Consider the following 26,977-nt stretch of genomic DNA (forward strand, 5'->3'; position numbering starts at 1 on the left):
GTTTATGTCTAAAAATTTAGACAATTTATTTAACGAAGCTTTTGAAAAAGCTTCCAACTATAGAGAAAAACTTCCTCCCGATATTATGCTTAAATTATATGCCTATTATAAGCAAGCTATAAAAGGAGATCATTTTTCTTTCAATGCTAATGTTGGCTCAGATTTAAGAAATGCATTCAAATTTAATGCATGGATTCAATTAAAAGGAATGAATGAAGATGAAGCAAAGCAAGAATATATTAACTTAGTAAACTCAATTATAAAATAACTCAACAAATGAAAAAACTAGCATATTACTTTTCTATTTGCTTTATTGCTGTGCAAATTAGTTCTTGTAAAACAGAAGCTAAAAAAGAGGTAACTAAAGATACTGAAGCTCCAAAAACAGAAGTTAAAACAGCTCCATATTCTTTAAATAATGCTGACAACAGTATTAACTGGACTGCATATAAAACTACAGATAAAGCTCCTGTAAAAGGACAATTTAAAAAAGTTAACATTACTTCTGGTGGAGAAGGAAACTCTGTAAAAGAAGCGGTTAATAATGCTGAATTTTCTGTACCTGTAAGTAGTATCTTCACAAAAGATACGAGCAGAGATTTTAAGATTAAAAAATTCTTTTTTGGTGTAATGGACAAAACTCAATTACTTTCTGGTAAGTTAGTTTTAGAAAACGATTCTATAGGTTATGCTGATTTAACAATGAATGGAGTTACAAAGAAACTTCCTTTTAACTATACCATTACAGGAAAAATTTTTAACATGACTGGAGTAATGAAAATTTCTGATTGGAATGCAGAGAAAGCCTTAAGTTCATTAAATGAAGCTTGTAAAGACTTACATAAAGGAGCTGACGGTGTTTCTAAAACTTGGGATGAAGTTGCTATAAACATCACTTCTACTTTTAAATAAAAACAATTCAGATAAAATAAAGCAAAGCCCTAATTAAATTAGGGCTTTGTTGCTTTTATTGTAAAAATTAAAGGATACAATTTATCTTTTGTTACAAACATTCCGTTATCTAATTTTTGAAGATTAGGCAACACATTATAAGGTACTTCATCAAACTCTTGAACAAAATCAATCCTTAGTCCTGCATTAGATAATGCTGTTACTACTTCTCCTAAACCATGGTTCCATCCGTATTCCTTACTAACCATAGTACTTTCAGCATCTGCATAAGTTCCAGAATACTCTTCATAAATAACTTCTTTTTGATTATATCCATAGACTAGCTTTGGAGGCTGTTCTAAATAATCAAACATCCAAACTATAGGATGAAACTCAACCATAAAAAACATTCCTGCTGATTTTAATCGAGAAGCAATTATTTTTGCCCATAATTTCAAATCTGGTAACCAACCTATAACTCCATAACTTGTAAAGACAATATCAAACTTTTCTTGAATGTGTTCATTGACATCGTATACATTACAGCAAATAAATTTTGCATCTAACCCTAATTCTTTAGTTAATTTCTTAGCTAATACTATTCCTTCTTCAGATAAATCTACACCAGTACAATCTGCTCCCATTCTAGCTAAACTCAATGTATCTTGACCAAAGTGACATTGCAAATGCAATAGTGTTTTACCAGAAACATTTCCTAAAGCCTCCAATTCATAACTCATCAAGGAACTTTTCCCATTTTTAAAAGCTTCTAAATCATACATACTGCTTTTAGCATGTACAGCAACCCTCTTATTCCAAGTTTCCTTATTTGTATCGAAGTATTTTTTATATTTTTCCATCCCTAAAAATAAGGATATTTCTTAATGAATACCATTCATCATTTTCTTTATCGGTATAGAAAACACAATTACTAAGACTCCTATCACACAAGCAATCACTCCAAAACTCGCATACACCGAAACATACGAATACAGTTGCTGAAAAGCTTCTCCTTTAGCCAAAACAAATTCTCCTGACATTCCTGTAACGAACTCTGTTATTTTTCCAAAAAGACCTTCAGAAAAAACTCCTATTCCCCCATTAGAAACCGCAGTTAACTTTGCTATTTTCCCTGCAAAAAAATGACCATAAAAATTAGCAGAAAACCATACTCCCATAATAAATGCTACATACTTTAAAGGGGATAATTCAGTCATTTTTGATAGTCCAATTGGAGATAAGAACAATTCTCCGACTGTATACACAAATGTTCCAAATATTAAATAAAACATTGGAGTTCTAGCAAACTCATCTGCTTGTTGTGCTGACAATCCGAAAATAACAAAACCTAAACCTAAGAAAAACACACCTAATCCGAATTTGATAACAGAATTAGGATTCCTTTTAATCTTACTTAAAAAAGTCCATAAAATAGAAAATGGTATGGCTAATAGAATTATAAATCCAGAATTAATACTGTTGGTTTGTGCTGCATTTAATCCTACTAAATTCACACTTCTATCAGCAAACAAGGTTAATGAACTTCCTGCTTGTTCAAAAATTGCAGAAAACAATGTATACAATGCAGTAAAATATACGGCTACCAATAATCTTTGCCTTTCGATTTTAGTAACTCTCTTTAAAATATAAGTCAAATAAATGATTAAAAAAGCAGAAACTATCCAAACTAAATAATGTTCAAACTGATGAAATTTAACTATTAAAGCAAAAATAGGCACTGTTAAAAAAGCACTTATAGTAACTAAATATCCAGATTTAATTCCCATTTTCTTTTTATCAAAAACTTCTTGATTAGGAACCAAACCATGATTTTTAAAAACGTTAGCATTCAACCCTCTTTTAAACACTAATAAACCGATTAACATCCCTATACCTGCTAGTACAAAACCATAATGCCATCCGTATACTTCAGCTAACCAAGCACACAATAAAGGCGCTACCGCTCCACCGATATTTACCCCCATATAAAATATGGTAAAACCAGAATCTCTTCTAGAATCGTCTTCTTTATATAATTTACCAACAAATGATGATATATTGGGTTTAAAAAAGCCATTTCCTACAATGATCAAAGAAAGTGAACTATAAAAAAATACAGGATGTTCAAAGGTTAAAAAGAAATGTCCTAATGCCATTAAAACACCTCCTAAAACAATTGCTTTTCTAAATCCTAAAATTTTATCGGCTAACATTCCTCCTATTAACGGTGTAACATACACCAAAGACATATAAGCTGCATATATACCAAAAGACATTTCATCTGAAAACAATAAATGTTTTGTCATATATAAAACAAGTAATGCCCTCATTCCGTAGAAGGAAAATCGTTCCCATAATTCTGCAAAGAATAAATATAATAGTCCTTTAGGATGTCCAAAAACATCTGTTGATGCTGTTTGTGTTTTCATATAATTAAAGTTTTAGCGAAAATATTTTTTACCCAAAACTTTAAGAACACTTGTAGCAAATTGTTATAAAAAATAAGCTTTGTGAGTTTTTGTAAGCTGCTAATTATTCATACTTCTTTTAAACTTTAATAAAACTTGTAACGGGAAAGAAACTGAATATTACTTTAATGGGAGTAAAAAGTTAGAAGTTTTTTTGAGAATAGAAGACCATCTGAAATTACGTTTTATAGAAAAAATGAAACTTTAAAATTTCAAAAAATATATAACCTTAGAGCCTAAAATAAAATAAGAGTTGATTATTTCGATGAAATGGAACTCTACAGGAATATGAAATTCACAGATATCTAAAGAAAGAAATCATAATTAAACCATTTGATAAAAAACAACAAGGGAGTAAGGTATTATTATATTGAATAAAATAATTATGATCAACAATATAAATCTATTTACTGCGCATTCGACTATACAAAAATCCAGTTTAATTCCTTAATAATACCTTAACTCAAAAATTCTTCTAACAAAGCTTTATCAATCACAATATGTTTTGGAAGTACACGCAAACGGTATTTACTTTCACCAATAAAAGTAATTAAATCCTTACGTTCTAATTTATTTTCTTTTTCTAAAGAAAGTATAGAGTTGATATTGTCTATAATTCTTGTTAGATAAGTTTGACTTTTAATCTCTCCTCCTGAATTGACCACTATTGATTGTTGCTCAGCATCCATATACTTTCTTCTATAAGCAAAGTTTAGTAGATTTTTATATTGTGTTGTTTTCGAACCAAAATCAATTTTCTCATTAATAATTCCTTTTGAAGGAATACTCAACTTAATTAATGACCAATCTAGAAAACTTATTTTCATCTCATTGGGCTTAGGCATGCTTGCTAGCTGAATAACCCAGCTTGTTGCCAACACTAAAAATATAGACACTAAAGAAGTTTTAGCTACAATTCGAATTAGTTGATTTATAAAATCATTATCTAAGCCTACAAAAACATCTGATAATTGCGATATAAATAATAACGAAATTGCTATGATAGAAATAAAAGCAACCAGCTTTAAATCTCTATGCATAAACGTTCTGTAAAAAGAAACACCCATCAAGAAACACAAAAATGTAGTTAGCAATACATCTGGTATAGACATTATTTTTACTCCAGCTATTACTTTATTTCCTAGAATAGATGAGAGCACTAATGTAATAGCTGCGACGGCTACTATAATTATAGCTATAATCCTAGCGTTTTTCTCATTTCTGTAAATAAACTTCGGCGCATCATACACATAATACAAAGCCAACAACCAAAATAAATTATTAATAGTAGATAGTATATTTACAACTATTTGATTTAGCAATGTACCTTGAAAAGAGAAGTAATTCACTATAAAAGCCCAGGTTCCTGAGACCACCCAAACAAGCATTCCAAAGCTAAAATACAACAATCCTCGATCTACTCTTTTTATCGAATTCCCTTCTTCCAGAACGGCACTAAATCGCTTTCTAATATTGTAATAAATAGCTAGTAATAACACAGCTCCAATGAGTGATATACAAATATGTGATAAGTTATGGAACTGTGTTACTTCTATCATCTATTGTAAAATTTTATTGACTAAATTTTGTTTTGCCTTTTCATCATCTCCATACAACCATTGTAATACATTATCTTCCCACATCTCATCTTTCTGCTCCTCATTGATAATGTTTCTATCAATTGCTAAATCTAATATTTTTCCTGGATATGACGATTGTTTATCACTCTCCATTTCTCCCAACGGATATGGATCATCTAACCCAATCAATACTTGTTTTGCTCCCTGATTTTTAATTAACAAATCTAAAGACCCTGTATCATGTACTAAGGTATCAAAGAAAATATTTTTATGTCCTACTGCTTTTCTTGGGTGACTCTTTCCCTCAAATAAATCTGGACGTCCATCAAATCCTTGGATACGACGACCTATATTCATTTGTGCCAATTGTCCACCATGTGCAAAACAGATTCTCATATTTGGATATTTATCGTAATACCCATTCAAGGTTAAAAAATGATAGGCATCTGCACATTGAGCTAACATCCAAATTAAATGAAAACGCCACGATGTATTTTCTAGTTTTATAAACTTTTCTCCATCATAAGGATGAATTTCAATCGCTAAATTATATTTATTTGCTAATTCAAAAATAGGTTCATTCTCTTCGTCAAAAATACAACGCCAAGTACCAATCGTATCCATATAGTGTGTTGGCAAGCACAATAAACGCATTCCGAGTACCTCAACACAGCGTTCTATTTCCCATAACGCTCCTCTAACAAAACCAGGGTGCACCACAAACCCACAAGTAAATTTATTTGGATGATCGTGTTGTACACGTGCATTAAAATCATTCTGAAAGCGTAAAGCCTGCTTCATTTCTTCTAAGCGTAAACCATTTCCATAGAGCTGTGATAAATTTAAAACTACTGCATGGTCAATTTTAAAATGCTCCATCCAAGCTAGTTTTTCTTCTAAAAAGAAACTTGAGTCTGTTACAGGTCTACTCCAATCTTTCTGAAGCATATATTTCCTGTCTTTATCAACCCAAAAAATTCCTTTATCTTTCATGTATTGAGGAATTTCTTCTGGATAAGGAAGTAAATGTGAATGTCCGTTTATTCTTAGTTTACGTTTCATTTTAGTTGGTTGGTTTTAAGGAAATCATGGTTCCTTGCATTGTTGTGTATAATATCTCTTCTGTTTCGTCTGTTACGGTTGCTTCACAAAAAACTAAAGTTCGGCCACTCTTAACTACCCGTCCTGTAGCAATAATCACATCAGATTTAGCTGGACGTAATAAATTTGTTTTAAATTCTACCGATAATACATCAGAACCCTTCTCCATGGTAGTCAGCGCTGCATAACCACATGCTGAATCCATAATACTTGTAAGTACTCCTGCATGAAAAAAGCCATGTTGCTGTGTCAATCCTTCGTTCTTTTTACATCGTATTTTGAGCAATCCTTTTTCTATATGAATAATTTCTGCTCCCAAGGTTTTCATAAAACCCTGTTTTGAAAAACTTTCTTTAGCAGCTTCAATCATTATTTCGCTTTGTTTGGAGCTTGCATTACAGTTCCACAATTAGAACAAGTACATTTTTCTTTATCTGAATAATACTTATCAAAAATAATAGGCATATCTGTTTCTATATTGTCTAAAGCAAACTTTTCTCTATATAAAGGCGTTCCACAATTTTCGCAATACCATTCTAAAGCATCCATCATACCTTCTGAACGTGGATATTCAATTACCAAACCAACAGTATTAGCTTTTCGTTGAGGCGAATGTGGAACTTTTGCTGGTAATAAATAAATATCACCTTCATTAATTTCAACATCAATCATCTCACCTTTATCATCAATAATTTTTAAAACCATATCTCCTTCTACCTGATAGAAAAATTCTGGTGTCTCGTTATAATGATAATCTTTACGATTGTTAGGACCTCCTACAACCATTACAATATATTCTCCATCTTTCCACACTTGTTTATTTCCTACAGGTGGTTTTAGCAAATGACGATGCTCATCTATCCATTTTTTAAAATTCAAAGGTTGTACTAGCTTACTCATGATTGTTTAGATTTTATAATGATTTTGTTCTTCCTCCGTCTACAGGAACATTAATTCCGTTAATAAAACTTGCTTTTTCACTTGCTAAAAACACCACTGCATTTGCTATTTCTTCAGGCTGAGCAAATCGTTTGGCAGGTGATGCGTTTTTCATTGCCTCAGCAACCTCTTCAACAGACTTTCCTGTCTTTTTAGCTTTATTATTGATTATTTCATTTAAACGCTCCGTTCCTGTTGCTCCAGGCAATACATTATTTACCGTTATACTATACTGTCCTAATTCATTTGCCAATGTTTTTGACCAATTAGCTACAGCGCCACGAATGGTATTTGACACCCCCAAACCATCTAAAGGTTGTTTTACCGAAGTAGATATTACATTGATAACCCTTCCATACCCTGCTTCTTTCATGAATGGTACCAATGCTTGCACCAATACATGATTACATTTTAAATGTTGTGTAAAAGCTTTTTCAAACTCATCTAATTGTGCATTAAAAACTGGTCCGCCTGCAGGTCCTCCAGTATTGTTTACTAGAATATGAAAGTTCAAATTAGACGCTTCTATTTTCTCTTTTAATTCTAATGGATTAGAGAAATCGGCAATGATATAATCATGACGTTGTCCGTTATTTGGCAATTCAGCTAAAACTGCTTTTAGCTTTTCTTCATTTCGAGCTATTAATGTAACATTTGCTCCTTCTTCTGCTAATTGAATGGCAGATGCTTTCCCTATTCCTTGTGTACTACCACAAACTAATGCGTTTTTATCTTGTAATCCTAAATTCATTTACTTTTTATTTAATAATAATTCTAAGTACTCTAAATATCACTATAAGAACTATCAATCCTATAATTATTTGAGCTAATGGGTTTACCATTCTCTTTTTAGGTAAATTATTTTCCTTCTCGAATTTTCTTCTTTTCTTTTTTCTTCTCCAAAAAAGTATATCATTTATAACCACCAATACTTCTCCTATTAAATCTAGCACAACTAAAAACTAATATTTAATACATATATTTTTGGGTTCTGTAAAAAAGCGTAATGCTTCAAAACCTCCTTCTCTTCCTACACCACTGCCTTTTTGTCCACCAAATGGTGTTCTTAAATCTCGTAACAACCATGTATTTACCCAAACAATTCCAGCGTGTAATTGTTTACTTAATCTCATGGTTCTATTCAGGTTATTAGTCCATAAGGTTGATGACAAACCATATTTTACATCATTTGCCATTGCTAAAACTTCTTCCTCCGTTTTAAATGACATAATTGTAACCACTGGTCCAAATATTTCTTCTTGATTGAGTTTACAGCCATTACTTTGTACTTCAATAATTGTTGGTTGTAAATAATATCCTTCTTCGGAATTATCAACTATGACTCTATTACCTCCATACAATACCTTTCCTCCTTCTTCTTCAGCTATTTCTATATACGATTGTACTTTTTCTAAATGTGGTTTAGATACTAAAGCTCCTACATTTGTATCTTTATCAAACGGATTTCCAACTTTTAATTCTGATACTTTTTGAACAAAATCTTTCTTGAATTGTTCATAGATACTTTCTTCTACGAAAATTCTACTCCCGCATAAACAAATTTGTCCTTGATTAGCAAATGAAGAACGTACTGTAGTAGCAAGCATTTTATCATAATCACAATCGGCAAAAATGATATTCGGATTCTTTCCTCCTAATTCTAAAGAAAGCTTTTTAAACATTGGAGCCGCTACACGAGCTATATGAGCTCCTGTTGTAGTTCCTCCTGTAAATGATATCGCTTTAATATCTGGGTGTTCAACAATTGCTTGTCCGGTTGTTCCTCCTAAACCATGTACGATATTTAATACTCCTTTTGGGAGTCCTGCTTCATTACATATTTCTCCTAATAAAAAGGCCGTCATTGGAGTTACTTCGCTTGGTTTTGCAACAACACAATTCCCTGCTGCAATAGCAGGTGCTATTTTCCAAGTAAATAAATACAACGGTAAATTCCATGGAGAGATACAACCTACAACTCCAATTGGCTGACGTAATGTAAAATTCATTGCATCTAAACCTACACTTTCATGGGCTTCTGAAGAAAACTGTGTGATAGCGTTGGCAAAAAACTGAAAATTAGATGATGCTCTTGGGATATCGATAACGGTTGCTAAACTCAATGGTTTCCCATTGTCTTTAGATTCTGCCTCTGCTAATTCAGGTAGCTTATCTTGAATTAGCTTAGCTATTTTAGACATAATCTTACTTCTTTCTTCCAAAGAAGTATTTGACCAAACCAGAAAAGCTTCTTTGGCTGCTTGGTATGCCAATTCTACATCTTCAGTAGCAGAGTTAGGAATTTGTCCATACACTTCTCCAATAGATGGATTATAATTATCAATCCAATTGTTAGAAACTGGATTTAAAAATTCTCCGTTTATATAATTTTGGATTTTCATTTAATTATCAATTTTATCTGTTTCAGTTAATTTGATAATGCTATTTATCATATCAATAATTCCCTCTGAATTAGCAGTATCAATCATATTTTTTAAATCTCCTACTCTATGATATGTAAAATTTCTATATTCTTTACTAAACAAAGCTTTCACACTTTGAGGATCATTGTCTAAATCTGGTTCAAAAGTACTTCTAGCCCAAGGACCATATTCTTCATATAAAAATTTTACAGCTAATTGTTCTTCTTCTAAATAATCTCCTAAAACGTCTTTCCATGAAATTAAATTTCTTCTCAAAGTATCGTTAGTAATCAAATCAAAAGAAGAAGAGTTTAAAAGAGCTTCTACGGTTCCGTTTTTAGGATTGAAAGATTTATTCCTCCATACTAAATCGATATAATATCCAATGCTGTCTGCCACGTGTCTATTAGATTCGTTTCTTTTTGGATTTTCAAAATCAAAAAGCGTCAGAATCTTTGATAATCTTTCCCCTGCATGCAAGCTTACCTCATTATACTTAATAATAGAGTCTAATTGTGCTTTATTGGATTTAAAATCGAGGTTTATTTCTTTTAGAAAAGCAAGTTCTTTTTTTCGTTCTTTAGCTCGCTCATTATTATTGTTAATTTGTAGAGCTATTAGAATACCTATCACTACTAAAAAAATTTCTCCTACTGCATAGGTAAGATAACTTTTTACCTTTCCTTCTTTTAGTAATTCTTTTCTTATTCTTCTAAAAAACTTTATCATTCTAGTCTTGTTTTTTATACGCTACTACTTTTATCTCAATCAATAAATGAGGATGTGGCAACTGATGTACTGCCACAGTAGTTCTTGTTGGGCCATTATAATCGAAATATTCGGCGTACACTTGATTATAACCTCCAAAATCATTCATATTTACCAAAAACGAGGTTACATCTACAATATCAGATAAATCGGCTCCTACTTCTTGTAAGATATCTCTAATATTCTCTATTACAGCCTTTGTTTGTTTTTTAATATCCAAGTTGGTTGTTCCAAATTCATCCACCTCAACTCCTTCAAAAGAATTATCAGGTCTACGAGAACTTGTTCCAGATACATATATAAAATCTCCTACTTGTTTTACATGCGGAAATTTCCCTCTTGGTATTGCTTTTCCTTTGATTACTTTACTGTCCATAATGTTATTTTAACGTCATTGCGAAACTTATTAAAGTTGAAGCAATCTTTTAAAAAATTACTTCGTCGCTTTACTCCTCGTAATGACGATTTTAATTTTTCGTTGCCAATTCTAACAACTTTATTGTTGTTTTATAATTTCTTGTAGTAGCTATTACAGCTAACTTCTTTTCAATGGTGTTGTTTGTTAGTTTTGTTTTCCCAAATCCAGATGAACAATATAAATAGACCATATCATCTTCTATTTTATATTGATCATCATTAATTCCTTTCACCTCTATCTCTTTTTGAGCAGGGACCTTATTTAAAAATGAAAATGCTACTATTTTTTCATTTTCTATTGGAAAAGGATATTTATCAATCGTTTTTTTCCATTCTTCAGGTGTTCTTGCTAACACGGGAATATCAAACCCAAACTTCTCTTTGATACTCAAATGAATTTTACTGCAAACTTCAATTTTTGATTCATTAGCATCTAAAACAATGTTTCCACTTTGAATATAAGTTTGTACATTTTGAAAACCTAAAGTATTTAACACCTCTCTAAGTTCTGCCATGGGGATTTTATTTTTCCCAGACACATTAATTCCTCTAAGTAAAACGATATACTTATTCATTATTTCAGTCCCGCTACTTTATCTTCCTCTAAAATCTCATTCGTTTCTTCTTGCACTTTCCTTAACACCAACTTTAATTCTTCCTTTGTCATATCTAAAGAAGTTGTTACTTCCTTATCTGCAATAAGGTTTAATAATGCTTTATCTTGTGCTCTTCCCTTTTTCATTGCTCTCGCATATGGAATTTCTTCATTAAAAGTTACCATTGAGTATTTAGAAAAATATTTCGTTGGGAAATTACTTTCTAGATCCATTTCAATCTTTCGTTTTTGCTTAAACAAAGGATTTGCCACATGGTCTCGCATTTCATAATAATTATCAATTGCTAAATCAGCAATAGCATCTGTATCTTCTTTTCTTGCATTTTGATATACCAAAAATATCTTTTCCCAATCTCCTTCGTGAGCGTCTAAAATGGCATCAAAAACAGTAACATCTTCAAAAGAAGCATTCATCCCTTGTCCATAAAAAGGAACTATGGCATGTGCTGCATCTCCCATTAACATTGTTTTGTTTTGATACATCCATGGAGAACACTTTACGGTTCCAAGCGCTCCAGTTGGATTGTTAAAAAACTCATCTTTTATATTAGGTATCAATGCTAGTGCATCTGGAAATTCGTTCTCAAAAAAGCTAGTAATCTTTTCTTCGGAAGTTAAGTTATTAAAGTTATACTCACCTTCATCATAACTTAAGAATAGTGTTACCGTAAAACTTCCATCTAAATTTGGTAAGGCTATTAACATATATTGTCCACGTGGCCAAATATGTAAATGATCTTTACTTATTTGATGATTTCCAACTTTGTCAGCTGGAATTTCTAATTCTTTATAGCCATGTGTTAAATAGTTCTGAGAATAACTAAACAAGAATTTCTTTTCTAAATAATAACTCTTTCTCAATACTGATCCTGCTCCGTCTGTTCCAAAAACAACATCTGCGTCTACAGAAAAATCTTCTTCGGTTGTATAACTCTTAAAATGAGCGATCGTATTCTCAATATCTACTGAAGTACATTTTGTATTGAAATGAATAGTTACATTTTCATGTTTTTCAGCTTCCGTAAGTAAAATTCCATTTAAGTCTCCTCTTGAAATTGAATTGATATATTCATTTTCTCTTCCTGAATAATTAGAAGCAAAGGTGTTTCCTTCTTTATCATGGATTAATCGTCCATACATAGGAATACAAATCTCTCTAGCCTTTTCTTCAACACCTGCCAGTCTCAATGCTTTAAAACCTCTATCTGATAAGGCTAAGTTTATTGAACGTCCAGCAGAAATATCAGTAGTTCTTAAATCTGGTCTACTTTCATACACCGAAACCTTATATCCTCTTTGCGCTAAACGTAATGCTAATAAACTTCCGCACAATCCAGCTCCTATGATTACTATATTATCTTTTTTACTCATATTCTTTTATAAAAGTTCTTTCTCGAAAAATGAATTTGATATTCCTAAAACTGTAATTTGAAATCCTTCCTCATTCATTCCTTCAAGATTACATCCAATTTCACTTTCTATTTCTATATTATTAGATGTTTTAAAAATTTTAAAGTTTGAAATATTTCTTGTACTTATTAGTTTTTGATTGTTATCATCAAAATTTATTTCAATATCATTCTCAATACAGAACTTTTTGATAAAATCATAATCAAACTCTTTATTAATTATATTAATCTTTCCAAAAGCTACCCCCATTGAAGAGTCTCGATTCTCCAGTTTGGTAGTTCCAATCTTAATTTCATCTAGAAAAACTGAAAACATTACAATAATCCTTTTAAAACCTCTACCATTCTAAATACATCTTCAAAACTATTATACATTGGTACAGGTGCACAACGTATTACATCTGGTTCTCTCCAATCGGTTATTACATTTTTTTCTGTTAGTTTATGGTGTAAACTTTTATCTGCATTTTTTACTTGAATGGATAATTGACAACCTCTTTCCTTTGGATTACTAGGTGTAATTACCTTAATTCTATCTGTATCAATTTGGTTGATTAAAAACTCAAAATATCCTGTTAACCTTTCTGACTTCTCTCTTAAAGCCTTCATTCCTACTTTATCAAACAAATCTAATGATGAACGTATAGCTGCCATTGACAAAATAGGTGGATTACTTAATTGCCATCCTTCACCTCCTGGCATAACATCAAATGGTTGACGCATATTAAAACGAGTCTCTTTATTGTGATTCCACCATCCTGCAAATCGAGGCAATCCTTTATTATATGCATGTTTTTCATGTACAAACAAGCCTGCCAAACTCCCTGGTCCAGAATTCAAATATTTATACGTACACCAAGCAGCAAAATCAACTCCGCTCTCATGTAATTCAGGCGAAATATTTCCTGCTCCATGTGCTAAATCAATTCCCACAAAACAATCTTTGGCATGTCCTATTTCTGCAATTCTCTTTAAATCTAAGTATTGTCCTGTATAATAATTCACACCTCCTATTAGTAATAAAGCTATTTCATCTCCTTGCTCTGAAACAATTTGCTCTAAATCTTCTATTCGAAGTAATTCTTCTCCCTCTCTTGGCTTCCATTCTATCAATCCTTCTTCTGGATCGAATCCATGAAATTTTAATTGTGATTGAACCGCATATCTATCCGAAGGAAAGGCATCTGACTCTATAACAATCTTATATTTAGTTTTTGTAGGTTGGTAAAAAGAAACCATTAATAAATGCAGATTGGTTGTAAGTGTATTCATTACAACTACCTCCAAAGGTTTTGCCCCTACAATTGTTGCCATTTTTTCTGTAAGGAATTCATGATAAGGCATCCAAGGATTTTTTGCTTCAAAATGTCCTTCAACTCCAAACTTTGCCCAATCATCCAATTCTTGTTGAATATATTGTTGTGTTTGTTTTGGTTGTAACCCTAATGAGTTTCCTGTAAAGTACAACCAATCATTGCCTTCTTTATCTTTTGGGATATGAAATTGATCTCTTAAATAACTTAGTTGATCTTCTTTATCAAGTTGTTGTGCGTATTCTAACGTTGCTTTATACATGCTACTTTTTATTTCAAAACCTTTTCTAAAAGAACACTAAAGATACTTTATTTCTCGGCAAAATAAAAGCTAAAGCGTTTCACTTTATGAAACGGTGTTTTATAAATCTACACATTTTTATTATCTTAGTCAACATATTTTAGAATTTTATGAGTGATCCTGACAAAAAAGTAAATCAATCTGTGGTAAAGGCTTTTGCTTTACTTGATGCTTTTACCAATGAAAAAACTTCTTGGGGTGTACGTGAATTAGCTTTAAAAACTGGTTATAATAAAAGTACAACGTATCGTTTATTAAATACTTTAGCTTCTTTGAATATTGTTCATCAAAACAGTAACGAAAAATACAGTTTAGGTAGCAAACTATTTGAATTAGGAAATAGAGTAGCTATATACAAGGCAATCACTAAATCAACAAACACTCCTATAAAAAATGTTGCTTTAGAAATTCAGGAAACTGTTTTATTGAGTATTTTAAAGGAAGATCAGGTTTTTCATATTAATAAAGCGGATAGTTTACATGGTTTAAAAATAAATACTTCTATAGGTTCTTATCAACCAATACACGCTACCGCTTCGGGCAAACTATTACTCGCTCTTTCTAAAAAGGAAATTCAGAATGATCTTTTAAAAAGAATCCAACTTTCCAAAGCTACACAACATACTATTACTAATATAAAAAGCTTAAAAAAAGAATTAGACACAATTAATTCTCAAGGATATGCTCTAGACATTGAAGAGTTTGAATTGGGGTTGGTTAGTATTGCCATTCCTATTCGAAATAAATCAGGTACTATTATTGCGACTATAAGTGCGTCTGGACCTTTAAGTAGATTTAGAACTGAAAATATTCCTAATTATATAAATATTCTCCAAAAAGGTGTTGTTATAATAGAAGAAGAGTTCAAAGATTTTGACAGTTTATAAATAAAAAATCCCACTGATGCGGGATTTTTCTTATTTCTTAATATAGAACTCTAAACTTAATTGTTCCATCTACATTTTTCAGTTTTGCAACTACATCTTTATCATATTCTTTATCAACATCGGTAATTACATAACCAACTTTTTCATCGGTAGATAAATACTGCCCAGTGATATTCAATTCGTATTTTGCAAGCACCTTGTTAATCTTTGCCATTACTCCTGGTACATTCTTATGTATATGTAAGAAACGATGCGCATTATCATGCTTTGGTAATCTTATATTCGGGAAGTTTACTGCGTCTACAGTATTTCCTGAGTTTATATACGCCATAATTTTACCAGGAACAAAATCTGCAATATCTTTTTGTGCTTCTTCTGTACTTCCTCCAACATGTGGTGTTAAAATTACATTGTCTAATCCTTTTAACTGCGTATAGAATTCTCCATTCTTTCTTGGCTCTTCAGGATATACATCCACTGCTGCTCCAGCTATCTTACCTGACTTCAAAGCTTCTACTAACGCTTCAATATCAACAACAAACCCTCTTGATAAATTTACCAAATGAGCCCCGTCTTTCATCTCAGCAATTTCTTCCTTTCCAATATAGTTTTTGTTTGCTGCATTGTCATCAATATGCAACGTCACTACATCAGATAAATTTAAAAGTTCTTTTAAAGTATTTGCTTTGGTAGCATTCCCTAAAGCTAACTTATCTTCCACATCATAATAATATACATCCATTCCTAAAGCTTCTGCTAAAACAGACAATTGTTTACCTATGTTACCATATCCAACAATTCCTAATTTCTTACCGCGTACTTCTTTAGAACCTTGAGCTGTCTTATTCCATTGTCCGTTATGTAATTCTGTACTTCGTTGGAAAACACTTCTCATTAACATAATAATTTCACCAATAGCCAATTCTACTACCGAACGTGTATTACTATACGGCGCATTAAATACGACAATTCCATTTTCTTTGGCAGCCTCTAAATCAATCTGCTTCGTTCCAATACAAAAGGCAGAAACCACCATTAATTTTTCAGCAGCTTCAATTACTTTACGAGTGACTTGAGTTTTTGAACGAATTCCAAGAACGTGTACATCTTTTAATTTTTCTATCAACTCATCTTCGGACAAGCTTCTAGACACAGTTTCTACTGAAAAGCCATCTCCTGATAATTTCGTAAAGGCATCAGGATGCACATTCTCTAATAATAAAATTTTAATTCTGTGTTTTGGGTATGATATATTTCTAGGCAATTTGTTAACGTATAAAAATTCATCTAAACTCGGGGTGATATGATCAGCACTCGCTACTGTCTTATCTCTTACTACATTTTCTGTATAAGCAAAAAAAGTATCGGCTACTCCAGCTTCTTTAGTTACAGCATCGCTATAACCATCTCCAATTACTTGGATTTCTCCATCTAAATTTAAGTCTTGTAAACACTCTATTTTTCCATTGTGCTTAGACAATGGATTTTGCGCATCAAAACCTACAATAGCTTCATCTACACCAAACTCAAAAGTATTGGCATACACTCTTTCCGAAGGAATATTATATTCCGCTACGATAGGATCTATAAACTCTTTAAATCCTGCGGAAATCACGTAAATATCATCGGAAAAATTTTCGAAAAACTCTTTATTTCTTTCTATAGAAGAGGAAACATGCTTTTTCAATTCTTCAATTAATAAAGGTAAATCTGATTTCTTTGCATTTAATAATTGAATACGTTTTTCTAAGGACTGTGGAAAAGAAATTTCTCCATCGATTCCTTGATTCGTAATATCAATTATTTCTCGGATAATCTCTTCCTTTTTAGGGTTACCTGTCAAGGTAATTTCAGCTAAGACATCTAATGCCTCTACACTGGTTAATGTACTGTCAAAGTCGAATACAAAGTTTCTTTTTTCTGTACTCATAATTGTTGTGTTGTGTTGTTTTTAATAAACCAACTAAAGTACAAAGGTTCTGCTAAAAAAGTATTAGAACCTGATATTTTTTTTCGTTCAGAATATTTAATTACAAAATGTAAGTTCTACATTAAGAATCCTAAAAAACAGAAAGTAAAAACAGCCAAATAATCGGAACAGCTTCTACTATAAAAGAACTGTAATATTTTTTTTGATCCTCAGTCGCTCTCATTAATAATATTGACAACAAGATAAATATCAAAAAAAAGCTTTTTTTAAATATTGGTTGACTTTGTATAAAGTACTCTAGTAACAAACAAAATAACAACAACACAAAACCTAGTCTCTTCGTTTTTTGAATTCCTATTTTCTTTGGAATTGTTTGTAAAGAAGCAGCATCATATTTCATATCCCTTATATCAAAAGGAAGTATTAATATAATTACCAACATAAATCTTTGAAGAAATAAGAACACTACTTTTTCATTGAAAACACCAAGACTAGCATCGTATAACGGTAACAATACCGTTACACTAGCCCAAACAATGGCTACTATTACAATCTTTAAATATCCTATACTTCTTAAGTTTTTTTGAAAACCACCTAAAAACGGTACAGCATATAATAGTGTTAACAATCCTAATGGAATAAAAACAAGTAAGGTTTCTATTTTTAATCTACTAGCATAAAAACATGTGAATAGAAAACTAACAAAAGAAAAAACCTGAATAATTTTCAGATGTCTTGTTAAACCTCGATGATGCAACTTAGCTACTCTTGCATATTTCACAAAATTGTATCCAGTAATTGTACCCAAAAAAATAAAGTTATTTAAAAATTTGTTGTGTGCCAAGTCAAAATACAGTTCGGTAATCTTCACCAAAGCATATACAGCTATAGCAACGTGAATACTAGCATTTATATAAAAGTTGAATACGGCTTTTAAAAGCTTCATAAAACAAAAATAGTTTTTCTGTTTATAACCTTAGTTTTTGGTTAATAAAATATTAGCCTACATTCAAAATATACAGTATAAAATCGTACAAATTTCATTATTTTTGAGCCACTTAAAAACAAACAACACAAATGAACACAAATTCATTTCAATTACGACATATAGGTCCACGTGAAAAGGATCAAAAGCAAATGCTTGAAACTATTGGGGTAGATAGTTTAGATCAGTTGATTTATGAAACAATCCCTGATGATATTCGATTACAAAATGAATTAGATTTAGTGCCAGCAATGAGTGAATATGAATACTTAAATCATATCAACGAACTAGGTGCTAAAAACAAAGTATTCAAAAGTTATATAGGATTGGGATATCATGAAGCGATTTTACCAAGTGTTATCCAACGAAATATTTTAGAAAATCCAGGATGGTATACAGCCTACACACCTTATCAAGCTGAAATAGCCCAAGGTCGTTTAGAAGCTTTATTAAATTACCAAACAATGGTTTGCGATTTAACAGGAATGGAGTTAGCCAACGCCTCTTTATTAGATGAAGGAACTGCTGCAGCAGAAGCTATGGCTTTGTTATTTGACGTTCGTGAAAGAGCTCAGAAAAAAGCAGGGGTAAATAAATTCTTTGTTTCTGAAGAAATTTTACCACAAACTTTATCAGTATTACAAACTCGTGCAATTCCAATAGGTATAGAATTGGTGATTGGAAACCATGAAAAATTTGATTTTTCAGAAGATTTCTTTGGGGCTATCGTTCAATATCCTGGAAAACATGGACAAGTTTACGATTATACAGAGTTTACTGCTAACTGTAATGCTAGCAACATAAAAGTAGCTGTTGCTGCTGATATTTTATCTTTAGTAAACTTAAAAGCTCCAGCTGAATTTGGTGCAGATGTTGTTGTAGGAACTACCCAACGTTTTGGTATTCCTTTAGGTTATGGAGGTCCTCATGCTGGATATTTTGCTACCAAAGAAGCATACAAACGTAGTATTCCTGGGCGTATTATTGGAGTTACTAAAGATGTAGATGGAGGAAGAGCGTTGCGTATGGCTTTACAAACACGTGAACAACATATTAAACGTGAAAAAGCTACTTCGAACATTTGTACAGCTCAAGTATTATTGGCTGTGATGGCTGGAATGTATGCAGTATACCATGGAAAAAATGGCATTCAGTACATCGCCAATCAAGTACATGCAGCTACAACTACTTTAGCTACTGCTTTAAATCGTTTAGGGTTTAAACAAAAGAACAGTGCCTATTTCGATACAATTTTAGTAGAAGTTGAAACAAATCAACTACGTCCAGTGGCTGAAGCAAATGGTATTAACTTCAATTATATTGATGAGCATCATGTTTCTATTTCAGTGAATGAAACTGTAGGTTTAAAAGAAATCAATGCTATTATTGATTGTTTTGAACAAGCTTTTAATATTCAAGACATTACCATCACCGAGTTTACAGCTACTGATGTTATTCCTGCGGGTGTAAAAAGAAACACCTCTTTTTTAGACAATGAAGTATTCAATACGTATCAATCAGAAACTGAAATGATGCGTTATATCAAGAAATTAGAGCGTAAAGATTTAGCATTAAATCATTCTATGATTTCTTTAGGTTCTTGTACTATGAAGTTAAATGCAGCTTCTGAAATGTTGCCTTTGAGTAATCCGCAATGGGGAAATATTCACCCATTTGTACCCATAGATCAAGCACAAGGGTACCAAGAAGTATTAACTAATTTAGAGAATCAACTAAACGTAGTTACTGGTTTTGCAGGTACTTCTTTACAACCAAACTCTGGTGCGCAAGGAGAATTTGCTGGTTTAATGGTAATTAGAGCTTATCATGAAGCTAATGGAGATACAAATAGAAATATTTGTTTAATTCCTGCATCGGCACACGGTACCAACCCTGCTTCTGCTGTGATGGCGGGAATGAAAGTTGTAGTAACTAAAACTGACGACAGAGGTAATATCGATGTTGAAGATTTACGTGCTAAAGCTGAAAAACATAAAGAAAACTTAGCGGCTTTAATGGTTACGTATCCTTCTACTCACGGAGTTTACGAAAAAGCGATTAAAGAAATTACGCAAATTATACATGACAACGGAGGTCAAGTATATATGGATGGAGCAAACATGAATGCTCAAGTTGGCTTAACAAACCCTGCTACTATTGGAGCGGATGTTTGTCACTTGAACTTACACAAAACATTTGCCATTCCACATGGAGGTGGTGGTCCTGGAGTTGGACCAATTTGTGTAGCACCACAATTAGTTCCATTTTTACCAACCAATCCTGTTGTAACTACTGGAGGAGATCATGCTATTACTGCCATCTCTGCTGCTCCTTGGGGTTCTGCATTGGCTTGTATTATCTCTTACGGATATATTACTATGTTAGGGGCAGATGGTTTAACCAACTCTACTAAAAATGCCATATTAAATGCAAATTATATGAAAGAGCGTTTACATGGTCATTTTGATACATTATACACTGGTGAAATGAATCGTGCTGCTCATGAAATGATTTTAGACTGTCGTGAGTTTAAGAAAAACGGAATTGAAGTTGTAGATATTGCAAAACGTTTAATGGATTATGGTTTCCATGCACCAACAGTTTCTTTCCCAGTTGCAGGAACTATTATGGTTGAACCTACAGAATCTGAAAGTGTTGCTGAATTAGATCGTTTTTGTGACGCTTTAATTTCTATTAGAAAAGAGATTGAAAATGCTTCAAAAGACGATAATAATAATATTTTAAAGAATGCTCCACATACGCAAGAAATGTTAACTGCTGATGAATGGAACTTGCCATACACTCGTAAACAAGCAGCATTTCCTTTAGATTATATTGCAGATAATAAATTCTGGCCATCAGTACGTCGTGTAGATGATGCGTTTGGAGACAGAAACTTAATTTGTTCTTGTAATCCTATTGAAGATTATATAGAAGCAGAAGCTTAAAAAAATTTATATAACTTTTTTAAAACCTTACCTTTTGGTGAGGTTTTTTTATCCCCTTTTTTCATTTTTTAAAAATATTTTCAGATTATTTTTTATTAATTAGGAATCCTAACTATATTTGTATCGGTAATAATACCAAAAGAATTTTAATTTAATAAAAATGGGAAAATCAATTTTTTATCATGCGGGTTGTCCAGTTTGTATTAGTGCAGAACACGACATTCTACACCTTATCGGTGAAGATAAGGTAGAAATTATTCACATAGGTGAAGATCGTTCTAAAATATCAACTGCCGAAAACTCAGGAGTAAAGTCGGTACCTGCTCTAGTAACTCCAAACGGAAATGTTTTGCATATTAACTTTGGTGCATCAATAGAAGATGTAAAGGGTTAATATTTTTTTGCTTCACATAGTTAGGATTACTAACTTTGTGAAGCAAAATTTTTACTATGTCATCATTCAACCTTAAAAAACAAGAAAATAATATTGATTATAAAATAGTTGTCGCTTTGGAACGCATTTCTGAAGCTTTTAAAGTATTACTTTGGAAAGAAAGTAAAGAGAATTCATTGAGTCCTATTCAAATTCAAATCCTTATTTTTTTACTATTTCATTCAGAAGAAAAGTGTAAAGTAAGTTATTTAGCTAATGAGTTTAATCTTACAAAGGCTACTATTAGTGATAGTATTAGAGTGCTTCATAAAAAAGAGTTAATTACAAAAATATATAGTGAAACGGATAGTAGAAGTTATACCATTCAGTTAAGTTCTAAGGGAAGGAAAATAGCAGAAAAGTCGGCATATTTTACATCTTCGATTGAAAAACCAATTCAACAATTTTCAAAAGAACAAAAAGAAATCGTTTTCAGCAGTCTTGTACAAATGATTAAGAGTTTGAATACTTCTGGTGTAATAACATTGCAACGCATGTGTTTTACTTGTACAAATTATAAGCTTCAAAACAACCAGCATTTTTGTTCTTTATTACAATCTAATCTTCATGATTCTGAATTAAGAATAGACTGTCAAGATCATGTTTTAAAAGTATCATAAGCTATGAGTTCTAAAAATATAACTATTCGATCAAAAGAAGCTCCTCTTACTTTAGATAAAATCCATTTAAGCAATCAAAATCAAGAGGCTACCAATCAACTATTAGATGAGTTTACCTACTATTCGGCTTTAAAAAAATATAGTTTACCTATAAATAATAAGATTCTATTTCACGGTCATACAGGTTGCGGAAAAACAGCTACAGCAAGAGCAATTAGCAAAGCTCTTAATAAAGAAATCTTCGTCTTAAACTTAGGAAATTTTGTTTCTTCAAAACTTGGTGAAACTTCTAAAAATATTGCTGAAATTTTTAAAAGAGCTTCTCTTGAAAAAGCAATCCTTTTTATTGATGAGTTTGATTTTATAGGGAAAACTCGTGATTACGATACTAAAGATTCTGGAGAAATGAAACGTTTGGTAAATACCGTAATTCAACAAATTGACCATCTAAATAATGATACTTTATTAATAGCTGCTACTAATTATGTTGAGGTTATAGATACTGCTCTTTTAAGAAGATTTGAAGTTCAATTAAAATTCGACTTACCTAAAAACAATGAGCTTGACATTTATTATGATGAATTAGTAGCTAAATTTCCTAAAGAATTTCAAAACATAAAAAGAAGTTATAACATTTCTTATGCTGAGGCTAAGAACTTTACTTTAAAACAAATAAAGAAAAAAGTAATTGATGTAGAAAAATCAAAAACTACACATCTTTTATTTTCTTACGGAACATTACAATTAGAAAAAGTTCAGAAAGAAACTTATGGTCGATTATTACATGGAAAAGAAGATATTTTAAAAAACTATACAGTACAAAATCTTGAAATAAATAACAAAGAGGTATTGGATAGAAGTGGACAAAAATTCCATCCAATTGCTATTAAAACCAACCAATCAAAAGACAAAATTACTGGGACTATTTTTGAAATATCTGAACAAGAATTAATAGAAACAGATAAATATGAAGTAGATGCTTACCAAAGGGTTTTAGAAACTTTTGTTTCTGGAAAAAAAGCATGGATTTATATTGCTAAATAAAATTGTAGAATGTCTGAAACAATCATACAAAACCTAAGAACAATTCAACAACGAATTAAAAATGCTTGTATTAAATCTAACAGAGATATAAATGACGTTAAATTACTACTTGCTACCAAAACTGTAGATGCTAACCGTATTAAAATTGCTATTGAAAAAGGCGAAACACTTATTGGTGAAAACAAAGTACAAGAAGTAAAACAAAAATATGATGAACTTAAAAACACCTCACATCAAAAACATTTTATTGGGCATCTTCAAACTAATAAAATAAAAGAAATTCTCAAGTACAATGTTTCATGTATTCAATCTTTGGACAGAATTTCACTAGCAGAAAAACTACAAAAAAGGTTGGAGTTTGAAGATAAAACTATCAATGCCTTTATGCAAGTAAACACTTCGGCTGAAGAAAGTAAATTTGGAGTTACCCCAAATGAAGCTGTGAACTTAGTAAAAGAACTAGCTAATTTTGATAGAATTCATATTAAAGGTTTAATGACCATAGGTCTTTTTAGTGCTGATGAGGAAAAAGTAAGAACATGTTTTAAATTATTAAAATCAATTCAACAAGAAATAATTGCTAAAAACATTCCAAATATAGAAATGAAAGAACTTTCTATGGGAATGAGTGGTGATTTAGAAATTGCTATTGAGGAAGGTGCTACTATTGTTAGGGTAGGAACAGCTATTTTTGGAGAGAGAATATATCCTGATAGTTACTATTGGAACGAGAAAATAAGCTAAGTTTATAAGCAATACTATTTTAATAAAAAACCACTCTAAAATTAGAGTGGTTTTTTATTTTAAGCTACCGCTACTATGTCTCCAAACGGAACAACGGTATCGTTTTTAATAATAATTCCTTTTTCAGAGATTGTCCATACTGAGGTTTCAATTTTATGCAATCCAGAATTGTCTGTTACATAAATTTTCAACATTTCTCGGTTAGAGTTTTCAAGAAAAAAAGCTCTTTTAAACTTTAACAATTCATTTACCTGATCTATCCTTTGATCTAAAACATTAATTTTCGGAAATTTTAGAGCCCTTTCATGCTCTCTCTCATCTACATTTACCTTTTTTAAAAACATATTATTGGGGGTTTAGGGGTTATTCAAAATAAATCATTAGCAATAAACAGCACTAAATCAATAATTTGAATTGGCTAAAATAAGCAATTATCAACAATTGTTAATAATTTTATTTATTTTTTGTTGATAAAGTCAACTTTAAAACAACAAACTCATTATCACCAACTTATCACAAACTATCCAATAAATCTAAAAGTTAAACTTATCTATAAATAAAACTTATAAACAAAAAAAAGGAGAAAAACTTTAATTTTCCTCCTTTTTAAGAACATTCTATTTAATTGAAATGTCTTTAGTCTAATTCATTTAATCTAATTACTTAACTAAATTAATATCAGCTATTTTATCAATTCTATTACGTTCTAAAAATGCATCTATGGTTTCAAAATGCTCTATGACTCTTTGATCTTTAAACTCAAATACTTTCTGAGATAATCCTTGTAAAAAATCACGATCATGAGAAACTAATATCAGCGTTCCATCAAATGACTTCAATGCTTCTTTTAACACATCCTTCGATTTTAAATCCAAGTGATTCGTAGGCTCATCTAAAATTAACAAGTTTACTGGTTCTAACAATAGCTTTACCATTGCTAAACGTGTACGCTCTCCTCCAGATAAAACTCCAACTTTTTTGTCTAAATCGTCTCCACTAAACATAAAACGACCTAAAATGTTCTTAATCTGTGTACGAATATCTCCTTCAGCAACCTCATCTACTGTTTGAAACACCGTCATTTTCGGATCTAACAAAGCAGCTTGATTCTGTGCAAAATATCCCACTTTTACATTATGACCTAATTCGCAAGTTCCTTCTACTTCTATTTTATTTAAAATAGCTTTAATCATCGTAGATTTCCCTTCTCCATTTCTTCCAACAAAACAAACCTTCTCTCCTCTTGCTATGGACAAATTAGCATCTTTGAAAACTACTTTGTCATCATATGATTTTGATACATCCTTTACCGTAACCGGATAATCTCCAGAGCGTGGTGCCGGTGGAAATCTCAGTTTTAATGCAGAATTATCAATTTCATCAATTTCTATAATTTCCAACTTCTCTAGCATACGCTCACGAGAAGCTACCTGATTGGTTTTTGAATACGTTCCTTTAAAACGTTCTATAAATGCTTTAGTCTCCGCAATAAACTTTTGTTGTTCTTGATATGCTTTTAACTGATGCGCTCTACGTTCTTTACGTAATTCTAAATAATGCGAATAATTTGCTTTATAGTCATAAATACGCCCCATAGTTACTTCTATGGTTCTATTAGTAATATTGTCAATAAAGGCTTTATCATGCGAAATTACCATTACAGCATTTGCCTTATTGATTAAGAAATCTTCTAACCACACTACCGATTCGATATCAATGTGGTTGGTAGGCTCATCTAATAAAATTAAATCAGGTTTTTGTAATAAGATTTTAGCTAATTCTATACGCATACGCCAACCTCCACTAAACTCGTTTGTTTGTCGTATAAAATCTTCTTGAGTAAAACCTAATCCTTTTAACGCTTTTTCTACTTCAGCATCATAATTTACATCTTCTAGCGCATAATACTTTTCTCCTAAATCAGAAACACGCTCTATAATTTTCATATAGGCATCACTTTCATAATCAGTACGTGTTTCCAATTCTTTATTCAATTGATCCATTTCATCACGCATATCAAAAACATGCTTAAATGCTTTTGCCGTTTCCTCAAAAACAGTACAATTATCTTCAGTTAATAAATGCTGAGGTAAATAAGCGATTACAGTGTCTTTTGGAGAACGCACCCCTCCTCTAGTAGCTTTTTGAACTCCTGCTACAATCTTCATCATGGTAGACTTTCCTGCACCATTTTTACCCATTAGGGCAATTTTATCAGTTGGATTAATTACAAATGAAACATCACTAAACAATGTACCTCCATTAAACTCAACCGCTAAATTATCTACTGAAATCATATACTGAATTTTTAACCCTGCGAAAGTAGTAAAAAGACTGAAAACTTTAGAGAGAGTTTAAGCTATAAAACTTATTAAGGTTTACATAAAAAAGTTAACCTTTTTTCTAGAAATTCATTATTTTCGAACTGATTAAAAAATGAATAAAATTGCTAAAACTTCTGTTTATTCTCCTAAACCGGATGTATAAAAGCACTTTTATTGCGTATATAAACAAGTTATAGGCAATTAAAACAGAACTAAAAAATGATAATTGGTTACGAAATTTCAGGATATGACAATGATAGTTATATGACTGGTAGTTGTGATAATTTGTTTCCTGAGATTAAAAATATTCCGAAATGCAAAAAGTGTGGTTATAGAACTGACTTCAGATTTAACAACGAGGAATTCAAGTTGAAAAGAAAGACAATGGATTATTCTTCAACTTATGACGGAATTACAATAGTTTCTTTAAAATTTAAGGAATTCTGCAATCAGAAAAAATATAATAATCTGGAATTTATTGAATTAAAAAAAGCACCAAACTTCTTTCAAGTTTATGTCAAAGGAAATGTTATCGAATATAATGCTAGAATGAAAGAAAATCTATGTCTTGAATGTAATCAATTTGAAAGTATAATTGGACCAACTATAAATTATGACAAAATATCTAAACCATTAGATAAAGGATTCTATCAAAGCGATTTATGGTTTGCGAGTGGAAATGAAAAATCGCCAAAAATTATAATATCACCAAAGACTAAAATGGAATTAGAAAAAGAGGGATTTAAGAATTTATGTTTGAATAAAATAGAAAAAAGCCTATAACAACGTGTATAAGTAATAGCGTTTTAAGTGATAAAACGAAAGTATAAACATAA

The 26,977-nt window shown here is 31.4% G+C and carries 28 protein-coding genes; 9 read left to right on the forward strand and 19 right to left on the reverse strand.

The window, feature by feature from the left end:
• Positions 1–4 precede the first annotated feature (4 nt).
• Together WH52_RS07770 and WH52_RS07775 are read left to right on the forward strand one after the other, a co-directional pair.
• Positions 5–268: an acyl-CoA-binding protein gene (locus WH52_RS07770; RefSeq protein WP_086030388.1), complete on the forward strand. Its 264-nt coding sequence runs from the start codon at positions 5–7 to the stop codon at positions 266–268.
• An 8-nt stretch (positions 269–276) separates the two neighbouring features.
• Positions 277–912: a YceI family protein gene (locus WH52_RS07775; protein WP_086030389.1), complete on the forward strand. Its 636-nt coding sequence runs from the start codon at positions 277–279 to the stop codon at positions 910–912.
• 38 nt (positions 913–950) lie between these two features.
• On the opposite strand, the gene WH52_RS07780 is transcribed toward WH52_RS07775, so the two are convergent.
• The 15 genes from WH52_RS07780 to kynU form a co-directional block, all read right to left on the reverse strand.
• Positions 951–1,751 carry a class I SAM-dependent methyltransferase gene (locus WH52_RS07780; protein WP_086030390.1) on the reverse strand — a complete coding sequence of 267 codons (801 nt, stop codon included), beginning with the start codon at positions 1,749–1,751 and terminating at the stop codon, positions 951–953.
• Positions 1,752–1,772: 21 nt separating this feature from the next.
• A complete protein-coding gene (locus WH52_RS07785) occupies positions 1,773–3,320 on the reverse strand; it encodes a peptide MFS transporter (protein ID WP_086030391.1) in 1,548 nt (515 codons plus the stop codon).
• Positions 3,321–3,817: 497 nt separating this feature from the next.
• Positions 3,818–4,918, reverse strand: a complete 1,101-nt coding sequence (locus WH52_RS07790; protein ID WP_086030392.1) for a hypothetical protein — start codon at positions 4,916–4,918, stop codon at positions 3,818–3,820.
• A complete protein-coding gene (locus WH52_RS07795; protein ID WP_086030393.1) occupies positions 4,919–6,001 on the reverse strand; it encodes an amidohydrolase family protein in 1,083 nt (360 codons plus the stop codon). It abuts the gene before it with no gap.
• 1 nt (position 6,002) lies between these two features.
• Positions 6,003–6,368, reverse strand: a complete 366-nt coding sequence (locus WH52_RS07800) for a PaaI family thioesterase (RefSeq protein ID WP_233131534.1) — start codon at positions 6,366–6,368, stop codon at positions 6,003–6,005.
• A 41-nt stretch (positions 6,369–6,409) separates the two neighbouring features.
• On the reverse strand, positions 6,410–6,940 hold the full coding sequence (locus WH52_RS07805) for a 3-hydroxyanthranilate 3,4-dioxygenase (protein ID WP_086030395.1): 531 nt from the start codon (positions 6,938–6,940) through the stop codon (positions 6,410–6,412).
• 13 nt (positions 6,941–6,953) lie between these two features.
• On the reverse strand, positions 6,954–7,730 hold the full coding sequence (locus tag WH52_RS07810; RefSeq protein ID WP_086030396.1) for an SDR family oxidoreductase: 777 nt from the start codon (positions 7,728–7,730) through the stop codon (positions 6,954–6,956).
• A gap of 7 nt (positions 7,731–7,737) precedes the next feature.
• A complete protein-coding gene (locus WH52_RS07815; protein ID WP_086030397.1) occupies positions 7,738–7,932 on the reverse strand; it encodes a hypothetical protein in 195 nt (64 codons plus the stop codon).
• A 9-nt stretch (positions 7,933–7,941) separates the two neighbouring features.
• Positions 7,942–9,381: an aldehyde dehydrogenase gene (locus tag WH52_RS07820; RefSeq protein WP_086030398.1), complete on the reverse strand. Its 1,440-nt coding sequence runs from the start codon at positions 9,379–9,381 to the stop codon at positions 7,942–7,944.
• Positions 9,382–10,131 carry a DUF6090 family protein gene (locus tag WH52_RS07825; protein WP_086030399.1) on the reverse strand — a complete coding sequence of 250 codons (750 nt, stop codon included), beginning with the start codon at positions 10,129–10,131 and terminating at the stop codon, positions 9,382–9,384.
• Between the two features lies 1 nt (position 10,132).
• Entirely contained in the window at positions 10,133–10,546 is a 414-nt protein-coding gene (locus WH52_RS07830; RefSeq protein ID WP_086030400.1) for a RidA family protein, read from the reverse strand.
• Between the two features lie 91 nt (positions 10,547–10,637).
• Positions 10,638–11,162 carry a DUF1697 domain-containing protein gene (locus tag WH52_RS07835; RefSeq protein WP_086030401.1) on the reverse strand — a complete coding sequence of 175 codons (525 nt, stop codon included), beginning with the start codon at positions 11,160–11,162 and terminating at the stop codon, positions 10,638–10,640.
• Positions 11,162–12,574: an FAD-dependent oxidoreductase gene (locus WH52_RS07840; protein WP_086030402.1), complete on the reverse strand. Its 1,413-nt coding sequence runs from the start codon at positions 12,572–12,574 to the stop codon at positions 11,162–11,164. Before WH52_RS07840 ends, WH52_RS07835 begins: the two co-directional genes overlap by 1 nt.
• 6 nt (positions 12,575–12,580) lie before the next feature.
• Positions 12,581–12,928: a hypothetical protein gene (locus WH52_RS07845; RefSeq protein WP_086030403.1), complete on the reverse strand. Its 348-nt coding sequence runs from the start codon at positions 12,926–12,928 to the stop codon at positions 12,581–12,583.
• On the reverse strand, positions 12,928–14,187 hold the full coding sequence (kynU, locus tag WH52_RS07850; RefSeq protein WP_086030404.1) for a kynureninase: 1,260 nt from the start codon (positions 14,185–14,187) through the stop codon (positions 12,928–12,930). The genes WH52_RS07845 and kynU overlap by 1 nt, the downstream gene beginning before the upstream one ends.
• A 149-nt stretch (positions 14,188–14,336) precedes the next feature.
• On the opposite strand from kynU, the gene WH52_RS07855 reads away from it, so the two are divergent.
• The gene (locus WH52_RS07855; protein ID WP_086030405.1) at positions 14,337–15,113 is read left to right on the forward strand and encodes an IclR family transcriptional regulator; all 777 of its coding nucleotides are present in this window, start codon (positions 14,337–14,339) and stop codon (positions 15,111–15,113) included.
• Between the two features lie 37 nt (positions 15,114–15,150).
• Here WH52_RS07855 and serA read toward each other — a convergent pair whose 3' ends face one another.
• Both serA and WH52_RS07865 read right to left on the reverse strand, forming a co-directional pair.
• The gene (gene serA, locus WH52_RS07860) at positions 15,151–17,043 is read right to left on the reverse strand and encodes a phosphoglycerate dehydrogenase (RefSeq protein WP_086030406.1); all 1,893 of its coding nucleotides are present in this window, start codon (positions 17,041–17,043) and stop codon (positions 15,151–15,153) included.
• Between the two features lie 130 nt (positions 17,044–17,173).
• The gene (locus tag WH52_RS07865) at positions 17,174–17,989 is read right to left on the reverse strand and encodes a UbiA prenyltransferase family protein (RefSeq protein ID WP_086030407.1); all 816 of its coding nucleotides are present in this window, start codon (positions 17,987–17,989) and stop codon (positions 17,174–17,176) included.
• Positions 17,990–18,120: 131 nt separating this feature from the next.
• Here WH52_RS07865 and gcvP point away from each other — a divergent pair, with 131 nt between their 5' ends.
• The 5 genes from gcvP to WH52_RS07890 all read left to right on the forward strand — a co-directional run bounded on the left by gcvP (position 18,121) and on the right by WH52_RS07890 (position 23,817).
• Complete coding sequence (gcvP, locus tag WH52_RS07870) at positions 18,121–20,976, forward strand: aminomethyl-transferring glycine dehydrogenase (protein WP_086030408.1); 2,856 nt, start codon at positions 18,121–18,123, stop codon at positions 20,974–20,976.
• A gap of 160 nt (positions 20,977–21,136) precedes the next feature.
• On the forward strand, positions 21,137–21,370 hold the full coding sequence (locus WH52_RS07875) for a thioredoxin family protein (RefSeq protein WP_086030409.1): 234 nt from the start codon (positions 21,137–21,139) through the stop codon (positions 21,368–21,370).
• 56 nt (positions 21,371–21,426) lie between these two features.
• Positions 21,427–22,029 (forward strand): MarR family winged helix-turn-helix transcriptional regulator, encoded by a 603-nt coding sequence (locus tag WH52_RS07880; protein WP_086030410.1) that lies wholly within the window; start codon positions 21,427–21,429, stop codon positions 22,027–22,029.
• Between the two features lie 3 nt (positions 22,030–22,032).
• The gene (locus WH52_RS07885; RefSeq protein ID WP_086030411.1) at positions 22,033–23,073 is read left to right on the forward strand and encodes an AAA family ATPase; all 1,041 of its coding nucleotides are present in this window, start codon (positions 22,033–22,035) and stop codon (positions 23,071–23,073) included.
• 9 nt (positions 23,074–23,082) lie between these two features.
• A complete protein-coding gene (locus WH52_RS07890) occupies positions 23,083–23,817 on the forward strand; it encodes a YggS family pyridoxal phosphate-dependent enzyme (protein ID WP_086030412.1) in 735 nt (244 codons plus the stop codon).
• Positions 23,818–23,876: 59 nt separating this feature from the next.
• Here the strand turns inward: WH52_RS07890 and WH52_RS07895 are convergent, their stop codons facing one another.
• Both WH52_RS07895 and WH52_RS07900 read right to left on the reverse strand, forming a co-directional pair.
• The gene (locus tag WH52_RS07895) at positions 23,877–24,161 is read right to left on the reverse strand and encodes a hypothetical protein (protein WP_086030413.1); all 285 of its coding nucleotides are present in this window, start codon (positions 24,159–24,161) and stop codon (positions 23,877–23,879) included.
• A gap of 315 nt (positions 24,162–24,476) precedes the next feature.
• Entirely contained in the window at positions 24,477–26,114 is a 1,638-nt protein-coding gene (locus WH52_RS07900; RefSeq protein WP_086030414.1) for an ABC-F family ATP-binding cassette domain-containing protein, read from the reverse strand.
• Between the two features lie 246 nt (positions 26,115–26,360).
• Between WH52_RS07900 and WH52_RS07905 the strand changes: the two genes are divergently transcribed.
• Positions 26,361–26,924 carry a hypothetical protein gene (locus WH52_RS07905; RefSeq protein ID WP_086030415.1) on the forward strand — a complete coding sequence of 188 codons (564 nt, stop codon included), beginning with the start codon at positions 26,361–26,363 and terminating at the stop codon, positions 26,922–26,924.
• Positions 26,925–26,977 lie beyond the last annotated feature (53 nt).

It is taken from the genome of Tenacibaculum holothuriorum, from assembly GCF_002120225.1.
Lineage (GTDB): Bacteria > Bacteroidota > Bacteroidia > Flavobacteriales > Flavobacteriaceae > Polaribacter > Polaribacter holothuriorum.

Bases quoted from the DNA above. Each gene is read 5' to 3' on its own strand.
- WH52_RS07770 (WP_086030388.1), top strand. From the start codon at position 5: ATGTCTAAAAATTTAGACAATTTATTTAACGAAGCTTTTGAAAAAGCT.
- WH52_RS07775 (WP_086030389.1), top strand. From the start codon at position 277: ATGAAAAAACTAGCATATTACTTTTCTATTTGCTTTATTGCTGTGCAA.
- WH52_RS07780 (WP_086030390.1), bottom strand. From the start codon at position 1,751: ATGGAAAAATATAAAAAATACTTCGATACAAATAAGGAAACTTGGAAT.
- WH52_RS07785 (WP_086030391.1), bottom strand. From the start codon at position 3,320: ATGAAAACACAAACAGCATCAACAGATGTTTTTGGACATCCTAAAGGA.
- WH52_RS07790 (WP_086030392.1), bottom strand. From the start codon at position 4,918: ATGATAGAAGTAACACAGTTCCATAACTTATCACATATTTGTATATCA.
- WH52_RS07795 (WP_086030393.1), bottom strand. From the start codon at position 6,001: ATGAAACGTAAACTAAGAATAAACGGACATTCACATTTACTTCCTTAT.
- WH52_RS07800 (WP_233131534.1), bottom strand. From the start codon at position 6,368: ATGAAAACCTTGGGAGCAGAAATTATTCATATAGAAAAAGGATTGCTC.
- WH52_RS07805 (WP_086030395.1), bottom strand. From the start codon at position 6,940: ATGAGTAAGCTAGTACAACCTTTGAATTTTAAAAAATGGATAGATGAG.
- WH52_RS07810 (WP_086030396.1), bottom strand. From the start codon at position 7,730: ATGAATTTAGGATTACAAGATAAAAACGCATTAGTTTGTGGTAGTACA.
- WH52_RS07820 (WP_086030398.1), bottom strand. From the start codon at position 9,381: ATGAAAATCCAAAATTATATAAACGGAGAATTTTTAAATCCAGTTTCT.
- WH52_RS07825 (WP_086030399.1), bottom strand. From the start codon at position 10,131: ATGATAAAGTTTTTTAGAAGAATAAGAAAAGAATTACTAAAAGAAGGA.
- WH52_RS07830 (WP_086030400.1), bottom strand. From the start codon at position 10,546: ATGGACAGTAAAGTAATCAAAGGAAAAGCAATACCAAGAGGGAAATTT.
- WH52_RS07835 (WP_086030401.1), bottom strand. From the start codon at position 11,162: ATGAATAAGTATATCGTTTTACTTAGAGGAATTAATGTGTCTGGGAAA.
- WH52_RS07840 (WP_086030402.1), bottom strand. From the start codon at position 12,574: ATGAGTAAAAAAGATAATATAGTAATCATAGGAGCTGGATTGTGCGGA.
- WH52_RS07845 (WP_086030403.1), bottom strand. From the start codon at position 12,928: ATGTTTTCAGTTTTTCTAGATGAAATTAAGATTGGAACTACCAAACTG.
- kynU (WP_086030404.1), bottom strand. From the start codon at position 14,187: ATGTATAAAGCAACGTTAGAATACGCACAACAACTTGATAAAGAAGAT.
- WH52_RS07855 (WP_086030405.1), top strand. From the start codon at position 14,337: ATGAGTGATCCTGACAAAAAAGTAAATCAATCTGTGGTAAAGGCTTTT.
- serA (WP_086030406.1), bottom strand. From the start codon at position 17,043: ATGAGTACAGAAAAAAGAAACTTTGTATTCGACTTTGACAGTACATTA.
- WH52_RS07865 (WP_086030407.1), bottom strand. From the start codon at position 17,989: ATGAAGCTTTTAAAAGCCGTATTCAACTTTTATATAAATGCTAGTATT.
- gcvP (WP_086030408.1), top strand. From the start codon at position 18,121: ATGAACACAAATTCATTTCAATTACGACATATAGGTCCACGTGAAAAG.
- WH52_RS07875 (WP_086030409.1), top strand. From the start codon at position 21,137: ATGGGAAAATCAATTTTTTATCATGCGGGTTGTCCAGTTTGTATTAGT.
- WH52_RS07880 (WP_086030410.1), top strand. From the start codon at position 21,427: ATGTCATCATTCAACCTTAAAAAACAAGAAAATAATATTGATTATAAA.
- WH52_RS07885 (WP_086030411.1), top strand. From the start codon at position 22,033: ATGAGTTCTAAAAATATAACTATTCGATCAAAAGAAGCTCCTCTTACT.
- WH52_RS07890 (WP_086030412.1), top strand. From the start codon at position 23,083: ATGTCTGAAACAATCATACAAAACCTAAGAACAATTCAACAACGAATT.
- WH52_RS07895 (WP_086030413.1), bottom strand. From the start codon at position 24,161: ATGTTTTTAAAAAAGGTAAATGTAGATGAGAGAGAGCATGAAAGGGCT.
- WH52_RS07900 (WP_086030414.1), bottom strand. From the start codon at position 26,114: ATGATTTCAGTAGATAATTTAGCGGTTGAGTTTAATGGAGGTACATTG.
- WH52_RS07905 (WP_086030415.1), top strand. From the start codon at position 26,361: ATGATAATTGGTTACGAAATTTCAGGATATGACAATGATAGTTATATG.